Annotated in this window: 16 protein-coding genes; 14 read left to right on the top strand and 2 right to left on the bottom strand. The window is 63.7% G+C overall.

Translation table 11 applies throughout. The features are described 5' to 3' along the window. Positions 1 to 44 precede the first annotated feature (44 nt). Positions 45 to 1670, bottom strand: a complete 1626-nt coding sequence (locus tag JQ580_RS07990; RefSeq protein ID WP_212279088.1) for a long-chain fatty acid--CoA ligase — start codon at positions 1668 to 1670, stop codon at positions 45 to 47. A 177-nt stretch (positions 1671 to 1847) separates the two neighbouring features. Here JQ580_RS07990 and JQ580_RS07985 point away from each other — a divergent pair, with 177 nt between their 5' ends. From JQ580_RS07985 to JQ580_RS07915, 14 genes are all read left to right on the top strand, one after another. After that, entirely contained in the window at positions 1848 to 3701 is a 1854-nt protein-coding gene (locus JQ580_RS07985) for a flavin-containing monooxygenase (RefSeq protein ID WP_212279087.1), read from the top strand. A 58-nt stretch (positions 3702 to 3759) separates the two neighbouring features. Further along, entirely contained in the window at positions 3760 to 4575 is an 816-nt protein-coding gene (locus JQ580_RS07980) for a lytic murein transglycosylase (RefSeq protein WP_212279086.1), read from the top strand. Positions 4576 to 4716: 141 nt separating this feature from the next. After that, positions 4717 to 4938 (top strand): hypothetical protein, encoded by a 222-nt coding sequence (locus tag JQ580_RS07975; protein ID WP_094974689.1) that lies wholly within the window; start codon positions 4717 to 4719, stop codon positions 4936 to 4938. A 12-nt stretch (positions 4939 to 4950) separates the two neighbouring features. Continuing rightward, positions 4951 to 5373 (top strand): hypothetical protein, encoded by a 423-nt coding sequence (locus tag JQ580_RS07970; RefSeq protein ID WP_212279085.1) that lies wholly within the window; start codon positions 4951 to 4953, stop codon positions 5371 to 5373. A 394-nt stretch (positions 5374 to 5767) separates the two neighbouring features. Then, the gene (locus tag JQ580_RS07965) at positions 5768 to 6214 is read left to right on the top strand and encodes a MaoC family dehydratase (protein ID WP_212279084.1); all 447 of its coding nucleotides are present in this window, start codon (positions 5768 to 5770) and stop codon (positions 6212 to 6214) included. A gap of 111 nt (positions 6215 to 6325) precedes the next feature. After that, positions 6326 to 6823, top strand: a complete 498-nt coding sequence (locus JQ580_RS07960; protein WP_212279083.1) for a hypothetical protein — start codon at positions 6326 to 6328, stop codon at positions 6821 to 6823. A 304-nt stretch (positions 6824 to 7127) separates the two neighbouring features. Then, the gene (locus JQ580_RS07955) at positions 7128 to 8279 is read left to right on the top strand and encodes a helix-turn-helix transcriptional regulator (protein WP_212279082.1); all 1152 of its coding nucleotides are present in this window, start codon (positions 7128 to 7130) and stop codon (positions 8277 to 8279) included. Between the two features lie 235 nt (positions 8280 to 8514). Then, complete coding sequence (locus tag JQ580_RS07950; RefSeq protein WP_212279081.1) at positions 8515 to 9480, top strand: helix-turn-helix transcriptional regulator; 966 nt, start codon at positions 8515 to 8517, stop codon at positions 9478 to 9480. Between the two features lie 122 nt (positions 9481 to 9602). Continuing rightward, positions 9603 to 9851 (top strand): DUF6894 family protein, encoded by a 249-nt coding sequence (locus tag JQ580_RS07945; RefSeq protein ID WP_212279080.1) that lies wholly within the window; start codon positions 9603 to 9605, stop codon positions 9849 to 9851. Positions 9852 to 10208: 357 nt separating this feature from the next. Beyond that, positions 10209 to 12581 (top strand): autotransporter family protein, encoded by a 2373-nt coding sequence (locus JQ580_RS34210; RefSeq protein WP_212279079.1) that lies wholly within the window; start codon positions 10209 to 10211, stop codon positions 12579 to 12581. Positions 12582 to 12727: 146 nt separating this feature from the next. Further along, entirely contained in the window at positions 12728 to 13846 is a 1119-nt protein-coding gene (locus JQ580_RS07935) for a helix-turn-helix transcriptional regulator (RefSeq protein WP_212279078.1), read from the top strand. A 106-nt stretch (positions 13847 to 13952) separates the two neighbouring features. After that, a complete protein-coding gene (locus JQ580_RS07930; protein ID WP_212279077.1) occupies positions 13953 to 15071 on the top strand; it encodes a helix-turn-helix transcriptional regulator in 1119 nt (372 codons plus the stop codon). 252 nt (positions 15072 to 15323) lie between these two features. Further along, the gene (locus JQ580_RS33765; RefSeq protein WP_249133964.1) at positions 15324 to 15725 is read left to right on the top strand and encodes a hypothetical protein; all 402 of its coding nucleotides are present in this window, start codon (positions 15324 to 15326) and stop codon (positions 15723 to 15725) included. A gap of 35 nt (positions 15726 to 15760) precedes the next feature. Continuing rightward, positions 15761 to 16468: a sulfite exporter TauE/SafE family protein gene (locus JQ580_RS07915; protein WP_249134058.1), complete on the top strand. Its 708-nt coding sequence runs from the start codon at positions 15761 to 15763 to the stop codon at positions 16466 to 16468. On the opposite strand, the gene JQ580_RS07910 is transcribed toward JQ580_RS07915, so the two are convergent. Then, positions 16465 to 19665, bottom strand: a complete 3201-nt coding sequence (locus tag JQ580_RS07910; RefSeq protein ID WP_212279074.1) for an efflux RND transporter permease subunit — start codon at positions 19663 to 19665, stop codon at positions 16465 to 16467. The genes JQ580_RS07915 and JQ580_RS07910 overlap by 4 nt on opposite strands. Between the last annotated feature and the right edge of the window lie 92 nt (positions 19666 to 19757).

The raw sequence follows: 19757 nt of genomic DNA, 5'->3' as shown, positions 1-19757 counted from the left end.
TTGATCGGTGAATGGTGCAGGCTCCAGTGCGAGCGCGCGACGCTTCATGCGACGCGATAGTCCCTGAATTTCTCGCGCAGCGTCGATTTGAGCACCTTGCCGGTGCCGGTCATCGGCAATTCGTCGAGGAATTCGACGGCGTCCGGCATCCACCAGCTCGCGATTTTCGGGCGCATATGGTCGAGCAGCGTCTTGCCGTCGACGGTCGCGCCCTTCTTGCGGACGACCAGGAGCAGGGGGCGCTCCTGCCATTTCTCATGGTTGATCGCGACCACCGCGGCCTGAAGCACATCGGGGTGGGACAATGCGACGTCCTCGAGCTGGATCGAGGAGATCCATTCGCCGCCGGACTTGATCACGTCCTTGGAGCGGTCGGTGAGCGTGACGTGGCCTTGGCTGTCGATCACGGCCATGTCGCCGGTGATCAGCCAGCCATCGCGGTCGAGACCTTCGTCCAGCTTCATGTAGCCGGAGGCGACCCACGGGCCACGGGCGCGGAGATGACCGACGGTCTTGCCGTCGCGCGGTAGCTCGTTTCCGGCGTCATCGACGATACGCAAGGCTGTACCGAAACAGGCGCGGCCGGACACCTGACGTCGGTCGAACTTCTCCTTTTCGCTGAGGTGCTCCGAGCCGGGCCGTAAGCCCGGCATCGAGCAGCCCAGCGCCTCGGTCATGCCCCAGGCCTGGATGTAGTCGATGCCGTAGTCGCGCTTGAGCTTCTCGACCATGGCGCGCGGCGGCGCCGAGCCCGACGACAGTGTCGCGCGCAGCGTGGAGAATTTGTTGCCGGTGCGGCTAAGCCAGTCGTGCAGGATCAGCCAGAAGCTCGGCACGCCCGCCGATAGCGTGACCTTTTCGCCTTCGAGCAATTCGTAGAGCTTGTCGGGCTCGTAATTGCGGCCGGGCAGCACCAGCTTCGAGCCGGTGTAGGGTGCGGTGAACGGCATGTTCCAGCCATTGCCGTGGAACAGCGGCGCCATCGGCATCATCACCTCGCGCACGCCTTCGGCATGTCCTGGCAGAAAGTCGAAACTGCTGCAGGTCATGGTCTGCAGGATCGCGGCGCGGTGCGAATAGATCACGCCCTTGGGATTGCCGGTCGTGCCCGAGGTGTAGCAGATGGTGGAGGCGGATTTCTCGTCGAACTCCGGCCAGATGAAGCCGGCGTCGCTCTCCTTGTCCAGCAGCTCCTCGTAGCAATGGACGTTGGCAAGCTTCGTCTCGGGCATGCGCTCGCGCGAGGACATCACGACGTAAGCCTCGATCGTCTTCAACTGCGGCGCGATCGCCTCGACGATCGGCAGCGTGGCGCGGTCGATGAACAGCAGGCGGTCTTCGGCATGGTTGATGATGTAGACGAGCTGTTCGGGAAATAGCCGCGGGTTGACGGTGTGCAGCACATAACCCATGCCCGGCGCGGCGTAGAACATCTCGAAATGACGGTGCGTGTTCCAGGCCAGCGTGCCGACGCGGTCGCCGGGCTTCATGCCGAGCCGTTTCAACGCCAGCGCCATGCGCTTGATGCGCGGATGCGCCTCGGCATAGGTGGTGCGATGAATGTCGCCCTCGATCTCGCGCGCGACGATCTCCGCTTCGCCGTGATAGTCGGCGGCGTACTGGATCAGGCCGCTGATCAGCAGCGGCATATCCATCATCAATCCCTGCATGGTCTCCTCCGGAAGCCACGTCGTTGCGTGGCGGACGCTCGTGATTTGTGCGCGAGGTTAGCGGAACGTCGCGCAGCGTTCACGCAAAAAGCATGGGACGCGATTGCGTGCATCACTTTTTCGGGGCTAACGTGAGGTGAGCTGCCGGCGAAGCAGCGTTCGCCGTGGAGGAAATGAATGTCAGCGGAAAGACACAAGACCGGTGTAGCCGGCGATCCTACGGTCGACATTGACGCACTCCGCGCGCGCTACCGTGACGAGCGCGACCGCCGCCTGCGCGCCGAGGGCAAGGCGCAATATGTCGAGGTATCTGGCGATTTCGGCCGCTACGTCGACGATCCCTGGGCCGATCCCGAATTTACGCGCGCACCAACCAGTGAAGAAACTGAAGTACTCGTCGTCGGCGGCGGCTTTGGCGGACTGCTTTGCGGCGCGCGCTTGCGCGAAGCCGGCATTGATGATTTCCGCATCGTGGAAAAGGCTGCGGACTTCGGCGGCACCTGGTACTGGAATCGCTATCCCGGTGCGGCCTGCGATACCGAGAGCTACATCTATCTGCCGCTGCTGGAAGAGACCGGCTACATGCCGGTGCGCAAATACGCCCGGGCGCCCGAGATCTACGAGCATTCCCGCCGTATCGGCCGGCACTTCGGCCTCTACGATCGCGCGCTGTTTCAGACCGTCATCTCGCGCATGGCGTGGCAGGAGCAGGAGGCGCGCTGGCTGGTCGAGACCAGCAGGGGTGACCGAATTCACGCGCGCTTCGTCATCCTCGCCGGGGGTCCGCTCAGCCGGCCGAAGCTGCCGGGCATTCCCGGCATCGAGACTTTTAAAGGCCACAGCTTTCACTCCAGCCGTTGGGATTACGGCTACACCGGCGGCGATGCGGATGGTGGTCTGAGCGGACTTGCCGACAAGCGCGTCGGCATCATCGGCACCGGCGCCACCGCCGTGCAATGCGTGCCGCATTTGGGCCGCTCGGCAAAGCAGCTCTACGTCTTCCAGCGCACGCCGTCGGCGATCGGCGTGCGCGACGACCGCGCGACGGATCCGGCCTGGGCGCAGAGTCTCAAGCCCGGCTGGCAGCGCGAGCGCATGGACAATTTCACCGCGGTGATCTCAGGCGAGCCGTTCGAGAAGGATCTTGTGCAGGACGGCTGGACCGGCCTGCTCGGCGAGATCCTGCTGGCGCCGCGTCGCCAGAAGCAGCCGGTGACCTCCATGGAGGAGGCGCTGAAGCTCATCGAGCAGGCCGACTACCGCAAGATGGAGGAGATCCGCGCCCGGGTCGATGCGATCGTCAAGGACACGGCCACCGCCGACGCGCTCAAGCCCTGGTACAAGGCATTCTGCAAGCGGCCATGCTTCCACGACGAATTTCTCGACACCTTCAACCGCCCGAACGTTCATCTGGTCGACACCAAAGGGCAGGGCGTCGAGCGGATCACCGCGAACGCCGTCGTGGCCGGCGGTAAGGCCTACGAGCTCGACTGTCTGATCTATGCCAGCGGTTTCGAGGTCGGCACCGACTACGCCCGCCGTATGGGCTTCGAGGTTTACGGCCGCGACGGCATGAGCCTGTCTGAGCGCTGGCAGGGCGGCGTCAAGACGATGCATGGCTTCTATAGCCGCGGCTTCCCGAACTGCTTCCTGATCGTCACGGTGCAGGCCGGCCAGAGCGCCAACTTCCCGCACATCATCGACGAGCAGTCGCAGCACATCGCCTATGTGATCGCCGAAGCGCGCAAGCGCAAAGCCCGAACGCTGGAGCCGACGCTCGCGGCCGAGAACGCCTGGGTCGACGAGGTCGTCAAGGCTGCGATCGGCCGGCAGACCTATCTCGCCGAATGCACGCCCGGCTACTACAACAACGAAGGCGTCTTCGACCCGATCGCGGCACGAAACAGCCAATATTGGCGCGGGCCGATGGCGTTCCTGCGGCTTCTCGACAAATGGCGGAAGGAAGGCAACCTGGAAGGGCTGGAACTATCGTATGATCCTGCCTTGGAGTCGGCGCCTTCGTCCGGGTAAGGTCGGCATCCCGTGGCCGCCGAGGTCCACGGTCGGCAGACAGAGAGGATACGCGAATATGACCAGGGGCAGGACTGTAGCCGGGGCGGTTTTTGGGGCGATGGCACTGCTCGGTTGCCTGGCGCCCGCCGCCAAGGCCGCGACTTGCGGCAACGGTCCCGGCGGCTTCGAAGCCTGGAAGCGCGAGTTCAGTGCGGAGGCGCAAGGCAAGGGCATCGGCCAGACCGCGCTCGCGGCGCTGATGCAGACCAACTACGCCAGCGCCACCATCGCGGCCGACCGCGGCCAGCGCAGCTTCCAGCTGACGCTCGACCAGTTCCTCGCCAAGCGCGGCGCCACCACCATCGTCGCCAAGGGGCGCCAGCTCAAGCAGTCGCAGGCGGCCTTGTTCGCCTCCATTCAGCAGCGCTACGGCGTTCCGCCCGGGCCGCTGCTCGCGATCTGGGGCATGGAGACCGGTTTCGGCAGCCAGCGCGGCAACCAGAACATGCTGTCGTCGATCGCAACCCTTGCCTATGACTGCCGCCGCCCCGAATTCTTCACCGACCAGCTCTACGCCGCCCTGAAGCTGGTCGACCGTGGCACGCTGTCCGGGGCGACCCGCGGCTCGATGCACGGCGAGGTCGGCCAGACCCAGTTCATGCCCAAGAATATCCTGGCCTATGGCACCGGCAATCTCGAAGTTGCCGCCAATGCCCTGAACTCGACGGCGAATTTCCTCAAGGCCCATGGCTGGCGCGCGGGAGCCGGATACCAGCCGGGCGAGCCGAACTTCGCTGCCATCGAGGCCTGGAATGCCGCGGGTGTCTATCAGAAGGCGATCGCGCTGATGGGCCGGCAGATCGACGAGGGCGGGACAGCGGCTTCGCGCTGACGAACCCCTCGATCGCTGCGTTCGAAACGCTCCTGCTCAGCAAGGCGTGATGCGCCGGCACGAGAAAGTTGTTGCCATCTGGAACAGACGGCACGAGGTTTGCTTTGATCAGATTCAGGGCTGGGCATGAGGAGACTCAACATGGCAACCCAGATCGTGATGGACCAGACTGGCGATACGCGCCACGAGTTTGATCCTGGCAATGCCGAAGCGCTGGCGCGAGCCGAACGGCGCTTTCGGGAGCTCACCGGAGCCGGCTTCACCGCCGCCCTCCGCAACGGACCCGGCGAAGTCACTCGCGTCAAATCGTTCGACCCGACCGCGCAGGAAACGCTGTTCTATCCCCGCCTCGTCGGCGGTTGATCTGAGCTGCTCATGATGACGGCGGTTTGGCTCCGCGCGCCGGCGCGTGCGCGATTGCACGCGCTGCGTGAGCTCTATCGGCGCTTCTTTGGCGAGAACACGCCGGATTCGCGTGGCCGGCGACTGCTCTTCGAATGGCTCTCGCCTGCACAGCGTGCACAATTCGAAGAGCATCGGTATTTCGACGTTACCGGCAGCGACACCGGCAAGACCTATCGCATTCATTACGGCACGGCCGCCAACGTTCACGAGATCGACAGCAACGGCCGGGCGACGATGGGATGGTGCTTCGTGCCATCAGGCTTCCTGGTGCCGGGCGACGTCATGCTGGCCCAGAAGATCGCGCTCGAAACGGACGAGAAAGGCGCGCTCGCGCTCGCTAACCGGTTCCCGCCGGCGTCGCATTCTGAGCATTTCTACCGGCGCCCTTTTTAGCGGCACAGCGACAGATCGCGCGGTGCTCAATGAGTGGTGCGGTAGGCATCCAGCGCATGCGCCGCGAAGACAGCGATGCTGCAGAGGGCAAGCAGGCCCGAGATCAGCTCGATCATGACTCGTCCTCCCGCAGCGAATGGGCGACGAGGTTGCGGCAGCAGGAATAGTCATAGATCAGGTCGAGGAGGAATTGCATGGTGGCCGTCCCTGTATTGATTTTGACAACTACTTAGACGGCCGTCTGTTTCAGGCGTGTTTCGTCGCACCGGGAAAGGGGTTTCGCGTGGAACCCCGGGCTGGTTTGTGCGCTGCAGAGAAGCTACATCCCATTCTTGGTTAATGACGTCGGCCGCGTCTTTCAGCGGGTTGAACAATCGCGTTGCGAGGCAAAATCATGGCTCACGTGGAATGGTTCGACGATCTCAGCGTTGGGATGCGGTTCAAATCTCCCGAGATGACGGTGACCGAAGCCGACATCAAGCGCTTCGCGGCCGAGTTCGATCCGCAGCCGATGCATCTTGATCACGAGGCGGCCAAGGCGACCCTGTTCAGGGGCCTTGCAGCCTCGGGATGGCACACCGCTGCGATTGCCATGAACCTCGCGATCCAGACCCGCCCGTTCGGCCCGCATCCGTTGATCGGCGCCGGCGTCGACGGCCTGCGCTGGACGATGCCAGTGCGGCCCAACGACCGCCTGCATCTGGTCGGCGAGGTCATGAGCCTGACGCCCTCGAAGTCGAAGCCGCAGGGTATCGCGCTGGTGAAATGGACCATGTTCAACCAGAGCGGCGAGGAGGTTTACACCTTCACCCCCATCGCGATCGTGCCGCGGCGGCAATAGGCACAGGCGCCGGTTTGCCCGGGCAAGACTGCCGGTAAGGCTGCCAGGTAGGGCCTTGCGGCACTCCCGCGGAGGTGGTCATCTCGGCCCGGGAACGCGCTGGAGGCTGACATGAAACGATACCTTCTCGCCGCTTTGCTGACCGCAGGCGCCTTGGGCGCCGGGCCAGCGCTCGCGCAGCAATCCAAAGTCGGTGACTGGACCATCGAAAAGCGTACGCAGGATACGCATTGCAATGCGAGCCGTGGCTACAAGGACAAGGATGACGAGAACCGCGACTACGTCATCGTGATCACCTATTCGGACAAGGCGATCGTGATCGTGATGATCTACGACGGCTGGGAGTGGGACAAAGTCGGCGAGATCCTCCGCGCCGATGTCGGCACCGACGACGCCGACATCATGAAGAAGGCGAAGTGGGAGGTCATGGACAAGACCACGGTGCGCGGTATCTTCGAGTACGACCAGTCGGTGATGGACCGCCTGTCGAAGGCAAAACGCCTCACGCTCGATTTCGAGGACGATGACGAGGACAGTATCGAGATGCAGATCCCCCGTGCCGGCGAAGCGCTGGCGGCGTTGAAGTTCTGCGAGGAGAACCGGAAATAGTTCGCCGCTGCCGGTTGTGAAGCCGACAGTATGTCGGCGATGAAGCGGCTAGCTGCGAGCCCGCGCGTGACTCATCGCACAGAGCCAACACGCTGTTCGCATTTATCCTAGTCTTTGGCGAAACCGTCCAAGCCGCACCCTGCGGTTGACGTTACGCAAGGACGATGTTCGAGATTCAAGCATCCGGCTACGACGTTTTTTTCTCGCCGAAGGCGGCAATTGATCGGTCCGTCGTCTCCGTCAGCTGCCGCATTGCGAGCACACCGTCTCGGACCGGCCGCCGGCAAATGGCGTCGTCCGTCCGATGACGATCCATCAGGCAAATCGCTTCTCGTCTCTCATCGGCGAGATCTACGACGCTGCGATTGACCCGGCGTTGCGCAGCGGCGCGTTGGAACAGATTTCGCAGTTCGTCGGTGGTTGCGCCGCGATGATCCTGTCCAGGGATTCGGCGCGGCTTTCGATCGAGATTCACCAGCATTTTGGAATCGACGCCCGCTTCCGTCAGCTTTATCGCGACCGGTATGTGGAGCTCGATCCTCTGCTCGACCGTCATCTCACCCTCGCCCCCGAATGGACGATCGGCGTGACCGACATCATGCCCTATGCGGATTTTATTGAGACGAGCTTTTATCGCGAGTGGGTGGAGCCGCAAGGGGCAATAGACATTGCGACGGTGGAGCTCGAGAAGACGACCGCCCGCACCACGATCCTGCAGGTGCTGCGTCATCGCTCCCGCGGAACCGTCGACGAGACCACGCGCGAACGCATGCGGCTGCTCGCGCCGCACATCCAGCGGTCGCAGCTCATGGGCCGGCAGATCAGGGCACGATCCCATACAGTCGACGACCTCGCGGACGTCCTCGACGGATTGAACATGGCGATCTGCCTGCTCGACGCCGACGGCCGGGTCGTCCATGCCAACGCGGCATGCCGCCGGCTGTTCGCCGACGCGAATTTGCTTGCGATGGTCGGCGACCGGATCGTGGCCCGCAACACCCAGGCCGACAAAATATTCCGCGGCCTGTGCGAATTCGATCACGGCACACATTCCGCTGCTCGTCGACAGATCCAACTTGCGACGTCGGGCGATGGGCGGCATTATCTGCTCCATGCCTTTCCGCTGAAGCGGGATCGCAGCCTGCCGCGTGACATCGCAGCCACGGTGCTCTTCGTTCAAAGAGCTACGATGCCGCCTTTGCTCGCAGCCGATGCGATTGCAGCAGCCTTCAGACTAACGCCGTCCGAATTGCGCGTGCTCATGGCAATCGTCGAGATCGGCGGTGTTCCCGGCATCGCCGCAAAACTCGGCATCGCCGAGACGACGGTGAAGACGCATCTCGGCCGCCTGTTCGAGAAGACGGGCGCCGGCAGGCAAGCCGATCTCGTGAAGATCGCCGCCGGCTTTGCCGTGCCGTTCGCCCGGCGGACAGATGGCGATGACGGCGCCTCGTGATTCTCTCGCCATGCTCGATGTCACCGGCCGCGCTTTCAATCCATTGTGATGGGGCGAGCCCGCTGGTCCTCCGAACGCAGGACGCGAGCCATTCGAGTCTTTCGTATATCGCGCCTCTGAAAAGAAGAGCAGCGCCCGCCGCACGAACATGCCGCGATGGCATCGAACGCGCGTGTGAGGAAACGACAGCGTATGGCCGGCCTGCTCGTCGGTTGGAGGCATTGCAGTGAGCAGCATGGTTGATTTTTCCGTTCTCAACGTTTCGACCAATGAAATTCCTGAAGGCGACCGCATCTCGATGCTTCGCGATTTCTATTGTCGCGGAGTGCTGAAGGCAGAGGTCGAGGCCAGGGACGGCAAGCCAGCCGCGGCGAGCTTCACGTCCCACCTCCTGCCGGAAGCCCAGTTGCTGATCGGGGGATTGTGCGGAGCGCGGGTCATTCGAACCAGGCAGCTGGTGGCCGACGGCGACGACAGTCTTGCTTTGATCGTGAACAGGTCCGGCGTTCTCGGGATATCCGAGCGAGGGTACGATCTGAAGCTCAATGCGGGAGAGGCGGTCCTGACGAGCGCGGAGGACGTTACGACGTTCGAGCGGTTGTCGCTGGGCAGTTGCTTCTCGTTGCGTGTGCCGAGGCGCGTACTGGCCCCGATGATCGTGGACGTCGATGATGCCGTGATGCGCGTCCTGCCGGAAAAGTCCATCGGACTGAGGCTGCTGGTCGACTACGCGGTGACGCTGGTGCGAGAGCAGGCGTTCGCAACGCCCGAACTCCGGCAGGTCGGAGTCAGCCATTTGCACGATCTGCTGGCGCTCGTTCTCGGCGCGACCGGTGAAACGCGGGAGCTGGCCGGCCGGCGCGGTGTGAAAGCGGCCCGGCTCCAGAAGGCGAAAGTCTCCATCGCCAACAATTGCTGGCGGCAGGACCTGTCGGTGGCGTCGGTCGCGCAGGAACTCGGCGTGACGCCCCGCTATCTCCAGCGCCTGTTCGAGGCGGACGGCAAGACGTTCTCCTCCTTTCTGATCGAGCAGCGCGTCAAGCGCGCGCATCGCATGCTGCGCGAACCCGGACACGCCGGGCGAACGGTGAGCTCGATCGCATACGACGTCGGCTTCGGCGATCTCTCTTATTTCAACCGCTGCTTCAGGCGGACTTATAACGCGACGCCGAGCGACGTCAGGAGCGGCGGGATGCCATGACCGCGCGCGACTGAAATTCTGCCAACTGCCGATATCAACCAGCAGACGGGGATCCGACAAGAGTCCCGATTGCGAAGCCTTGCCCCCAGCGTTGCGTGCGGCATCCACAGCCGGAGTATTGAATGCACCGTTTCTTCTTCGACCTTCTGGTCGGCAACATCGTGAAGATCGATCCCGGCGGCATGGTGTTCGAATCTACGGAAGCCACAGTCGTGGTGGCCAACGAGATGGCAAACCATCTTTTCGTCTGGCGTGACGATCTGCGCGACCGCAACGCCTGGATCCGCGTCAGGGACAACAGCGGCCGTGAAATCTATCGCGCGCCGGTCTGGGCCGAGAGCGGGGAAAGAATCGGCTGGGACCAACCGTAGTACTTTCGGAGGTGTCGCGCCTTTGCATCATCGCTTCGCCAAAACCGCGTCTGTTCGTTCCAGGCCGGGCCCCGGTCGCATCCGTCCAAGTCGACGGCATTGCTCCTTTCTACGTTGGGTTCTGCGAATTCAGAGTCGCGGGAACCGTTCTGCTTCGATCGCAGGAGGTGAGCGACGAAATAGCTTCGAGGGACTGGGAATGATTGTGTCGGATCCGGGCGGCGTCGCGCGATGGCCTTTGGCTTTGCGATCGCTGTGGCTATTAATACCGGCCGCGGTGGTCGCTGCGGTGTCTACCAGCGAGCCCGCGATGGCCGCCTGTACCCCGACGGCGCCAGTCAGCAACGCGACGGTGGTGTGTGTGCAAGTGACACGGACACCCAGCAGGGCAGCGGCACGGGCTACGGAACGAGCGGGGATGACAATAACGCCTATGACATCCGCGCGGGTGTGACCGTCAGGGGCAACGACTTTGGCTTCAAGGTCGGCGACAACAGCGTTTTCACCAACGCGGGTACGATTAGTGGAACGAATGCGGCGGGCATTACCGGCGGCAACATGACGATCACCAACGTGGAAGGGGCAACGATTGCCGGCTTCAACGCCATTACGCCCGCGACCATCGTTCTCAGCAATGCCGGTACGATCAGTGGCGAGGACAGGGCCATCGACACCAGCGGCAATGCAACCATCACCAATCTCGGCACGGGCCTGATCACGCAGACCCGAACTTCCGGCGCCACGATCTTCTCCGACCGCCTGGCGAAAGTAAGTAACGCCGGCACGATTTCCGGCCACGAAGCCGGGATAATGGCGAAAAACATCGATCTGACGAACCTCGCGGGCGGCGTCGTAATTGGCGACAAGAATGCGGCTTTCGCCGCTACTTCCGCCGTCATCGACAATGCCGGGACGATCAGTGCCGCAGGGAGCATGGGCGTTGCCGTCGTTGTGGACACCGGAGACGTCTTCGTCCGAAACAGCGGCACGATCAGCGGAACCCAGTCCGGCATTAACGCCGGGAACGGCGCGGCCAACGTCCTGAACAGCGGCACGATCACCAGCGGCTCGACCGTCATCTTCGCCACCACCGTCAACGTGACCAACACGGGACGGATTGCGACGACGCTCGGTTTCGGCCTGGGCGGCGTCACGGTGAACCTCGACAATTCCGGAACCGTCACGGCAGACCGCGGCGTCAACGCGATCTTCGGCAACGTGAGGAATTCCGGATCGATCATCGGGCAGAGCGCCGCCGTCAACGCCAACATCGCGAATGTGACGAATACAGGCCTGCTTCAGGGCTCGACCGTCAATGGTCATGGAATTCTGACGACCCAGGCGAACATCGCCAATTACGGCATGATCATCGGCCGGATCGGCATCGAATCAACCGACGGATCGAACATCACGAATTCCGGTACCATCACTGGCGGCGGCGGGGTCGCGATCAGGCTTTCCGCCAAAGCGGACACGCTGACGCTGCTGCCGGGTTCGAAGATCAATGGCGTGGTCGACTTCGGCTTTGGAAATGATGTCGTCAACGTCAATTTCGTTCCGCTAAGCAGCCGGGTATCGTCGCTAACGACCATTCAGCTCCCGACCTTCGTCAACTTCGAGGGCGTCATCAACACCAACACCGGAGGCGGCGGCTTCGTTGGCCCGAAGGTGTTTGCCGGCGACACGCTCGCGACGCTCGATCCGACCGCGCTGGCGCAAACCGACCGCACGCTGATGGACTTCACCGGCGGCGCCTCTTCGCTGGTGCAGGGCCGTCTCAACGGCGGCGCGGGTCCCGCCGGCGGCAACATGATGGCGATGGCCTATGCGCCGGAGACGGCGCCGGCCGGTCCTTTCGCCAAGTCGCCGCGCAGCCTATGGACTGATCCAGCGCCGATCACTGTCTGGGCCAACAGCTTTGGCGGCCAGCGCATCCAGGACGAGACCGCGGCGACGCTGCGCGCGACCTCGACGGCGTGGGGTGGGGCGATCGGCATTGATCGCAAGGTGCGACCGAACTGGCTCGTCGGCGCCTTCCTTGGTGGCGGGCAGGGTGGCCTCTCGGTCGATCTCAATTCTCAATCGGTCGACACCAATTACGTGTTCGCCGGCGCCTACGGCCGCTTCGAATGGGCCTCGCAATTCTTCGACTTCACCGTCCAGGGCGGCAATGCCGACAACAGATCGCGCCGCCTGGTGCTGAACAACGCAGCCGCCGGCGGCATGGAGACGGCGACGGCGAATTACGGCGGCTGGTACGTCAGCTCGGAGGTCGCTTACGGCTACAGGCTCAACATCGGCAACGGCTACGTGCTGACGCCGACGGCGCGGTTGCGCTATGTCGCCGGCCGGTTCGACGGCTATAGCGAGGCGGGTTCGGCGCAGTCGCTCTCGGTCGGCGGCCGCACGCTGCAGAATTTCGAGGAGCGGGGCGAGGTCGATCTCTCGCGGGTGACGAGCTTGGCCGGCGGCGAGTTCAAGGCCAACGTCCATGGCGGCGTCATCGCGCTCCAGCGCGTCGGCGACACCACCATCAACACGGTGCTGATCGGCCAGAACCTGGCCTTCGTGACGCCCGGCAGCCGCAGCACGGTCGGCGCGGTGGCCGGCCTCGGCTTCGACTATCGCACCAGCCGCAACGTGTCGGTGTTCGGCGCCGTGGAGGGCATGATGATGTCCGACCAGAGCCGGACCGGCGCGGCCAAGGGCGGCGTTCGCGTCGCGTTCTGAGCCGGCATCAGCCCTGGCGGCTCGAACGCGATGCCGCCGGCCGGGCTCCATCCGCCCGGCCGGCGCCTCCTCCTCCGATCGGAGGATGTCGCATGTCGCGGTTGTGTTATGCTCCCGGCATTGATCATTCAGTGCCATTTTGAGCCATGCACGGATCGCACAAGCTGTCAGCTCTCGTCGAGTCCATCTACGATGCCGGTCTCGATCCTTCGCTGTGGAACGATGTGGTGGCAGGCATCCGGGACTTCGTCGGCGGCCAGGCCTGCGGGCTGTTCTCGAAGGACGCGATCAGCAAATCCGGTGTCACGCACTACTATTGCGGAGCCGACCCGCACTACATCGAGCTCTATTCCGAGACCCATGCGAAGTTCGATCCGCTCACTGTCCTGCCGCCATACGGCCGGATTGTCAGCATTCCGGATCTCGTCAATTTCGATGAGTACCGGCGCGGGCGCTTCTACCAGGAATGGATGCAGCCGCAGGGATGCAGCGATGCGGCCAATGTCGTACTGGAGATGTCGAACGCGAGCTGCCCGGTGATGATGACCGTGCTGTCGGGCCGCCGCATGGTCGATCGGGGCATGAAGCAGCGCCTCTCTCTGCTGGTGCCGCATGCCAGCCGCGCGCTGCTGGTCAACCGCGCCATGACTGCGCAACTGACGCTGGCGTCGGCCCTGGCGGATGTGCTGGACAATCTGGCGGTCGGGATCTTCCTGCTCGACAGCTTCTGCCGCCTGGTGCATGCGAACTCGGCCGGTCAGATCCTGCTCGCGGCCGACGACGTGGTGCGGTCCGTCGCCGGGCAACTCGTGACCAGCAGCACCGAAGCCAATCAGACCCTGCGCAAGGCGCTCGCGGGCTGCCGTGACGGCGCATCGCTTGCCGAAGGCGGTCATGCGATTCCGCTGTTGACTGCAACCGGCGAGCGCTACGTCGCTCACATGCTGCCGCTGTCGTCCCTGCTGCGCCATGGCAGCGAACGCGTGGCCGATGCCGCCGGTGCGCTGCTTGTGCGCAAGGTGTCGCTCGGTGGACGATCCTGTGGCGAACTGATCGCGCGAACGTTCGAGCTGACGCCGGCGGAGCTTCGCGTGTTCCTGTCGATCGTGGAGGTCGGCGGCGTCCCGGAAACGGCGGCTGCGCTCGGTATTGCCGAGACGACCGTGAAAACGCATCTGCATCGCGTCTTCGCCAAGACCGGCGTGTCCCGGCAGGCCGATCTCGTCAAGCTCGCAGCGGGATTTGCCAATCCGCTCGTCCACTGACAGATCGCGTCGGCGTTGAACCTTTTGCTCTCACTACAGACTCACAGGAGCCGCAAGGCACGAACACCATTCCGCAAATCTCCGCATGTGACCATTGGCTCTTCCGATGCCCCGACCTCAAGGACATTCCGAGCTGATCGACAGCATCTATGATGCAGGACTCCACCCTGAGTTGTGGGGCGACGTCGTCGTCAAGCTCAATGCGTTCATCGGCAGCCAGGCCTGTGGCCTGATTTCAAAGGACACGGTCAGCAAATCCGGTGCGACGCATTATTATTGCGGCGTCGATCCCCACTATATCCAGCTCTATTCCGACACCTATTCGCGGTATGATCCGCTCGCCCGGCTTCCCCGATACGGCCAGGTGCGCAACATACCTGACCTCGTGAATTACGACGACTACCGGCGCGGGCGCTTCTATCAGGAATGGCTGCGCCCGCAGGGCTGCACCGACGTCGCCAACGTGGTGCTGGAGCAGTCGAACTCGTCCTGTCCGATGCTACTGACCGTCATCCCGGGCAGCGAGATGCTCGACGCCGAGCAGCGCGCGCGCATGCAGTTCCTGGTCCCGCATGCGAGCCGGGCGCTGATGATCAACCGCGCGATCGACCGGAAGCAGCAACGCGCGAGCGCGCTGGCCGACGTCGTGGACCGTCTGAATGCCGGCGTGATCCTGCTCGATGCAGCCTGCCAGATCGTCCACGCCAACGCGGCGGCCGAGACGATCCTGGCGGCGGACGACGTCCTGCGCTCGATCTCCGGTCGGCTGGTGACGAGGTCCTCAGAGGCCAATCTGGCCCTGCGCAACATCTTTCGTGAAGCTGGCGAAGTGGCAATGGCCGCGGCCGACGGTCGAAAGATCTCCCTGACGTCACATGACGGTTCGCACTACGTCGCGCATGTGATTGCGCTGCCCTCACTGCTGCGCGATGGGGCGACCGAGCGCAGCTCGGCCATCGGAGCCTTGCTGGTCTGGAAAGCCGAGCTCAACAGTCGCTCCAGTGCCGGCCTGATCGACCGCACCTTCGAACTGACGCCGGCGGAATTGAGGGTTCTGCAGTCGATCGTCGAGGTCGGCGGTGTGCCGGAGACCGCGGCCGCGCTGGGGATCGCCGAGACGACGGTGAAGACGCATCTGCACCGCGTCTTCGCCAAGACCGGTGTGTCCCGTCAGGCCGATCTCGTCAAGCTCGCGGCGGGATTCTCCAATCCGCTGCTGCACTGACGCGCACGCGCGCCGCGAGCCCTTCGCGGCAGCTCGTGAACGGGTTCAAACAGAGACATCATTTGAAAGTTATCGCGCGTCATTCAATCGAATGACGCGCGTTTTTGCGTTCTCTTCTACAGACGCGTCACACGATTTCTTGTTCGGCATATCAGACTTCTTTGTGAAGCAACTCACAGCAGGCCGCGGTGAATCTAATCAGTCTCCCGTAAGGGGTGAGAGGAGATCGTCATGCGAAGGACGTCACTTGCGATGGCCGACAAGTTTCGCGACATCGTCGCCCGCGTCGGCGCTGTGTTCCGCGAGCAACGCAAGATAGACGCGCAGCGCGCATTGCAGCGCTATCACCATTTGCTGGCCCGGCCCGGCGAAACATTGCCTTTGAACGAAATCATTTGCTCAGGAAGCAAGATGACATTCCGGGACATGCCAACGGATCTCATGCGCGCGAGCGCGCCGTCGGCGCGCCGGCCTGCGCGTAGTTTCAACATCGTTGCGATCGCGCTGACGATGGTGCTCGTCGCGCTCCAATTGCTCGGGCTGGCGCTCCTGGAACGATCCCACGCTCATGCGATGCAAATGTCGTTTCAAGGCGAGCCGGCCGCCTGCACCGACAGCCCGGATGCTGCCGTTCCGCAAATCCCCTACGATTGACCGGAGGGCGGTCCGTGCCTGATGTTTCGACTCTGATGCTGCTCAGCGTTGCCGTGTTCGCCGGCGCCTTTGTTTCCGGGCTCTCGGGCTTCGCGTTTTCGGCTGTCGCGGGCGCGATCCTGCTGCGGGTGTTTCAGCCGCTCGAAGCCGTGCCGTTGATGATGGCGTGCAGCATCGGCGTGCAGGCGACCAATCTGTGGGCGCTCCGGCGCAGCATCCGCTGGGAGGGCAGCCTGCTGCTGATCGTCGGCGGACTGATCGGCGTTCCCATTGCGGTCTCGCTGCTGCAGAGCGCGGATACCCATCTGCTCAGGCGCGGCTTCGGCATCGTCGTCGCGCTCTATGCGGCCTACATGCTGCTGCGCCCGACGCTGATCACCGCCGGTGACGCGGTCGGGCGGCACTGGGTCGCGTTGATCGGCTTCGGCGGCGGGCTCGTCGGCGGGCTGACGGCGATGCCGGGCGCAATCCCGACGATCTGGTGCGACATGCGCGGCATGCCCAAGAGCGAGCAGCGCGGTCTGGTGCAGCCTTTCATCGCCGCAATGCAGGTCTTTGCGATCGCCCTGCTGGTCGGACATCAGGATCTGTCGTCGAAGGTCTTCATCGATCTCGCGGTCAGCCTGCCGGCGCTGTTCGCCGGTTCGGCGCTCGGCGTGATCGCCTTCCACCGCGTCAACGAGACGGTCTTTCGCAAGACCGTGCTCGTCCTGTTGCTGCTCTCCGGAGTCTCCCTGGTCTAGTGGCCAGGGCTGGCAATTGAACCTTGGACCGGTGCCGCGCTGATGTCGCTCCCGTGATGCACCAGCGGCTTGTTACCGGTCACCGTCCGCAGCAGCACGTAGAACACCGGCGTCAGGAACAGACCGAACACGGTGACGCCGATCATGCCGGAGAACACGGCAACGCCCATGGCGCGCCGCATCTCCGAGCCCGCGCCGGTCGAGAGCACCAGCGGCAGCACGCCCATGATGAACGCCATCGACGTCATCAGGATCGGGCGAAGCCTCAAGCGGCTTGCCTCGATCGCGGCCCGGATCGGCGTGCGCCCGGCGAATTCGAGCTCGCGCGCGAATTCGACGATCAGGATCGCGTTCTTGGCCGAGAGCCCCACGAGAACGATCAGGCCGATCTGGGTGAAGACGTTGTTGTCGCCCTTGGAAATCCAGACGCCGAACATGGCGGCGAGCAGGCCCATCGGCACGATCATGATGATCGAGAGCGGCAGGGTCAGGCTCTCGTAGAGCGCGGCCAGCACCAGGAACACCAGCAGGATCGCCAGCGGGAACACCCAGAGGCCGGAATTGCCGGCGATGAACTCCTGATAGGTCAGGTCGGTCCATTCGAAGGCAAAGCCCGGCGGCAATGTCTCCGCCGCGATCCGGGTTGCGGCCTCCTGCGCCTGGCCCGATGAGAAGCCGGGCGCGGCGGCGGCGTTGATGTCGGACGACAGGAATCCATTGTAGCGGATCGCGCGCTCTGGCCCCGCGCTCTGGCGGATGTTGAGCAGCGCCGACAACGGCACCATGTCGCCCGAGGACGAGCGCACCTTCAACTGCCTGATGTCGTCGGCCCGCGCGCGGAACGGCGCATCGGCCTGGACGCGGACCGAATAGGTGCGGCCAAACTTGTTGAAGTCGTTGACGTAGTAGGAGCCCAGATAAATCTGGAGCGTGTTGAAGACTTCCGTGACGGGCACGCCGAGCTGCAGCGCCTTGGTGCGGTCGATGTCGGCGAACAGCTGGGGCACGTTGACCTGGAAGCTCGAGAACACGCCGGCAATCTCCGGCGCCTTCTGCATCGCCGCCACGAATGTATTGGTCGCCTCATTCAGAGCCTCATAGCCGAGGCCGGCGCGGTCCTCGATCTGCAGCTTGAAGCCACCGATGGTGCCGAGGCCGTTGACCGGCGGCGGCGGGAACATGGCGATGAAGGCTTCCTGGATGCCGGCGTATTTCTTGTTCAGGTCGGCTGCGATCGCGTTCCCGCTCAACTCCGCGCCCTTGCGCTCGTCGAACGGTTTCAGCGTCGAGAACACGATGCCGGCGTTGGACGAGTTGGTGAAGCCGGAGATCGACAGGCCGGGAAAGGCGACGGAGCTCTCGACACCGGGCTGGGTCAGCGCGATGTCGCTCATCTTGCGGATCACCTCTTCGCTCCGGTCGAGCGTGGCGCCGTCCGGCAGACGGGCGAAGCCGACCAGATATTGCTTGTCCTGGCCCGGCACGAATCCACCAGGCACCTGCTGGAACAGGAAGGCGGTGAGGCCGACCAGCACGATATAGAGGCCCATCACGGCGGCCTTGCCTGAGATCACCTTGGTGACGCTGCCGCTGTAATTCTCCGAGGAACGCGTGAAGGCCTTGTTGAAGCCGCGGAAGAACCAGCCAAGACCCTTTTCCATGATCAGCGTCAGCCGGTCCTTCGGCTCGTTGTGGCCCTTGAGCAGCAGCGCCGACAGCGCCGGCGACAGGGTCAGCGAGTTGACGGCGGAAATCACGGTCGAGATTGCGATCGTCAGTGCGAACTGCTTGTAGAATTGCCCGGTGAGGCCGGAGATGAAGGCGAGCGGCACGAACACTGCGATCAGCACCATGGCGATGGCGATGATCGGGCCCGAGACCTCGCGCATCGCCTGATAGGTGGCGTCGCGCGGCGACAATCCGGACTCGATGTTGCGCTCGACGTTCTCGACCACGACGATGGCGTCGTCCACGACGATGCCGATCGCGAGCACGAGGCCGAACAGGCTCAGCGCATTGATGGAGAAGCCGAACACGTGCATCACGGCGAACGTGCCGACGATCGAGACCGGCACCGCCAGCAGCGGGATGATAGAGGCCCGCCAGGTCTGCAGGAACAGGATCACGACCAGCACCACCAGCGCGATCGCTTCCAAGAGCGTGTGAATCACGGCTTCGATCGAGGAACGGACGAACTGGGTGGGATCGTAGACGATCTGGTAGGACACGCCTTCCGGCATGTTCTTCTTGATCTCGGCCATGGTGGCACGAACGTTGTCGGAAATCTGCAGCGCGTTGGAGCCGGGCGCCTGGAAGATCGGTATCGCCACCGCCTGCTTGTTGTCGAGCAGCGAACGCAGCCCGTATTCGGAGGCGCCGAGCTCGATGCGCGCGACGTCGCGCAGGCGAACGACTTCGCCGCGCGTTCCGGTCTTCACCACGATGTCGCCGAACTGGTCCTCGGTCGCGAGCCGGCCCTCCGCGTTGACCGACAATTGCAGGTCGATGCCGCTGACGTTGGGGGAGGAGCCGACGACGCCGGCGGCGGCCTCGACGTTCTGTGCCTGGATCGCCTTGACGATATCGCTCGCGGTCAGGCCATGCTCGGCGGCCTTTTGCGGATCGACCCAGACCCGCATCGAATAGTCGCCGGCGCCATAGAGCTGGACGTCGCCGACGCCGTCGATCCGCGCGAGGCGATCCTTGACGTTGAGCACCGCATAGTTGCGCAAATACGTCATGTCGTAGCGGCCGTTCGGCGACAACAGATGCACGACCATGGTGAGGTCGGGCGACGACTTCTTGGTGATGATGCCGAGCTGCCGCACCACGGCCGGCAGGCGCGGCTCGGCCTGCTGCACGCGGTTCTGCACCAGCTGCGTCGCCTTGTCGGGGTCGGTGCCGAGCCGGAAAGTCACCGTCAGCGTCATCGCGCCATCGGTGGTCGCCTGGCTCGACATGTACAGCATGTTCTCAACGCCGTTGATCTGCTCCTCGATCGGGGTCGCGACCGTCTCCGCGATCACCTTGGGATTGGCGCCGGGATATGTCGCGCGCACCACGACGGAGGGCGGCACCACGTCCGGATATTCCGAGATCGGCATCGCGAAAAGCGAGATCAGGCCGGCAAGGAAAATCAGGACCGACAGCACGCCGGCAAAAATCGGACGATCGATGAAGAATTTCGAGAGATTCATGGCCTTGCCCCTGCGCCGGAGACAGCTCTCCCGTCACTCCGTCGCGGGAGCGCCCGCGAGTTTGGAATCGAGATGGGATGTCCTGGCCGTTC

Source organism: Bradyrhizobium sp. SZCCT0148 (genome assembly GCF_018129985.1).
GTDB lineage: Bacteria > Pseudomonadota > Alphaproteobacteria > Rhizobiales > Xanthobacteraceae > Bradyrhizobium > Bradyrhizobium japonicum_H.
The sequence above is the reverse complement of the archived record's forward strand: the minus strand, read 5'-3'. Positions and strand labels throughout refer to the sequence as shown.

What these genes read in the sequence shown, in the direction of transcription:
- JQ580_RS07990 (WP_212279088.1), bottom strand. Translation starts at nt 1,670, where the DNA reads ATGCAGGGATTGATGATGGATATGCCGCTGCTGATCAGCGGCCTGATC.
- JQ580_RS07985 (WP_212279087.1), top strand. Translation starts at nt 1,848, where the DNA reads ATGTCAGCGGAAAGACACAAGACCGGTGTAGCCGGCGATCCTACGGTC.
- JQ580_RS07980 (WP_212279086.1), top strand. Translation starts at nt 3,760, where the DNA reads ATGACCAGGGGCAGGACTGTAGCCGGGGCGGTTTTTGGGGCGATGGCA.
- JQ580_RS07975 (WP_094974689.1), top strand. Translation starts at nt 4,717, where the DNA reads ATGGCAACCCAGATCGTGATGGACCAGACTGGCGATACGCGCCACGAG.
- JQ580_RS07970 (WP_212279085.1), top strand. Translation starts at nt 4,951, where the DNA reads ATGATGACGGCGGTTTGGCTCCGCGCGCCGGCGCGTGCGCGATTGCAC.
- JQ580_RS07965 (WP_212279084.1), top strand. Translation starts at nt 5,768, where the DNA reads ATGGCTCACGTGGAATGGTTCGACGATCTCAGCGTTGGGATGCGGTTC.
- JQ580_RS07960 (WP_212279083.1), top strand. Translation starts at nt 6,326, where the DNA reads ATGAAACGATACCTTCTCGCCGCTTTGCTGACCGCAGGCGCCTTGGGC.
- JQ580_RS07955 (WP_212279082.1), top strand. Translation starts at nt 7,128, where the DNA reads ATGACGATCCATCAGGCAAATCGCTTCTCGTCTCTCATCGGCGAGATC.
- JQ580_RS07950 (WP_212279081.1), top strand. Translation starts at nt 8,515, where the DNA reads ATGGTTGATTTTTCCGTTCTCAACGTTTCGACCAATGAAATTCCTGAA.
- JQ580_RS07945 (WP_212279080.1), top strand. Translation starts at nt 9,603, where the DNA reads ATGCACCGTTTCTTCTTCGACCTTCTGGTCGGCAACATCGTGAAGATC.
- JQ580_RS07935 (WP_212279078.1), top strand. Translation starts at nt 12,728, where the DNA reads ATGCACGGATCGCACAAGCTGTCAGCTCTCGTCGAGTCCATCTACGAT.
- JQ580_RS07930 (WP_212279077.1), top strand. Translation starts at nt 13,953, where the DNA reads ATGCCCCGACCTCAAGGACATTCCGAGCTGATCGACAGCATCTATGAT.
- JQ580_RS33765 (WP_249133964.1), top strand. Translation starts at nt 15,324, where the DNA reads ATGGCCGACAAGTTTCGCGACATCGTCGCCCGCGTCGGCGCTGTGTTC.
- JQ580_RS07915 (WP_249134058.1), top strand. Translation starts at nt 15,761, where the DNA reads ATGCTGCTCAGCGTTGCCGTGTTCGCCGGCGCCTTTGTTTCCGGGCTC.
- JQ580_RS07910 (WP_212279074.1), bottom strand. Translation starts at nt 19,665, where the DNA reads ATGAATCTCTCGAAATTCTTCATCGATCGTCCGATTTTTGCCGGCGTG.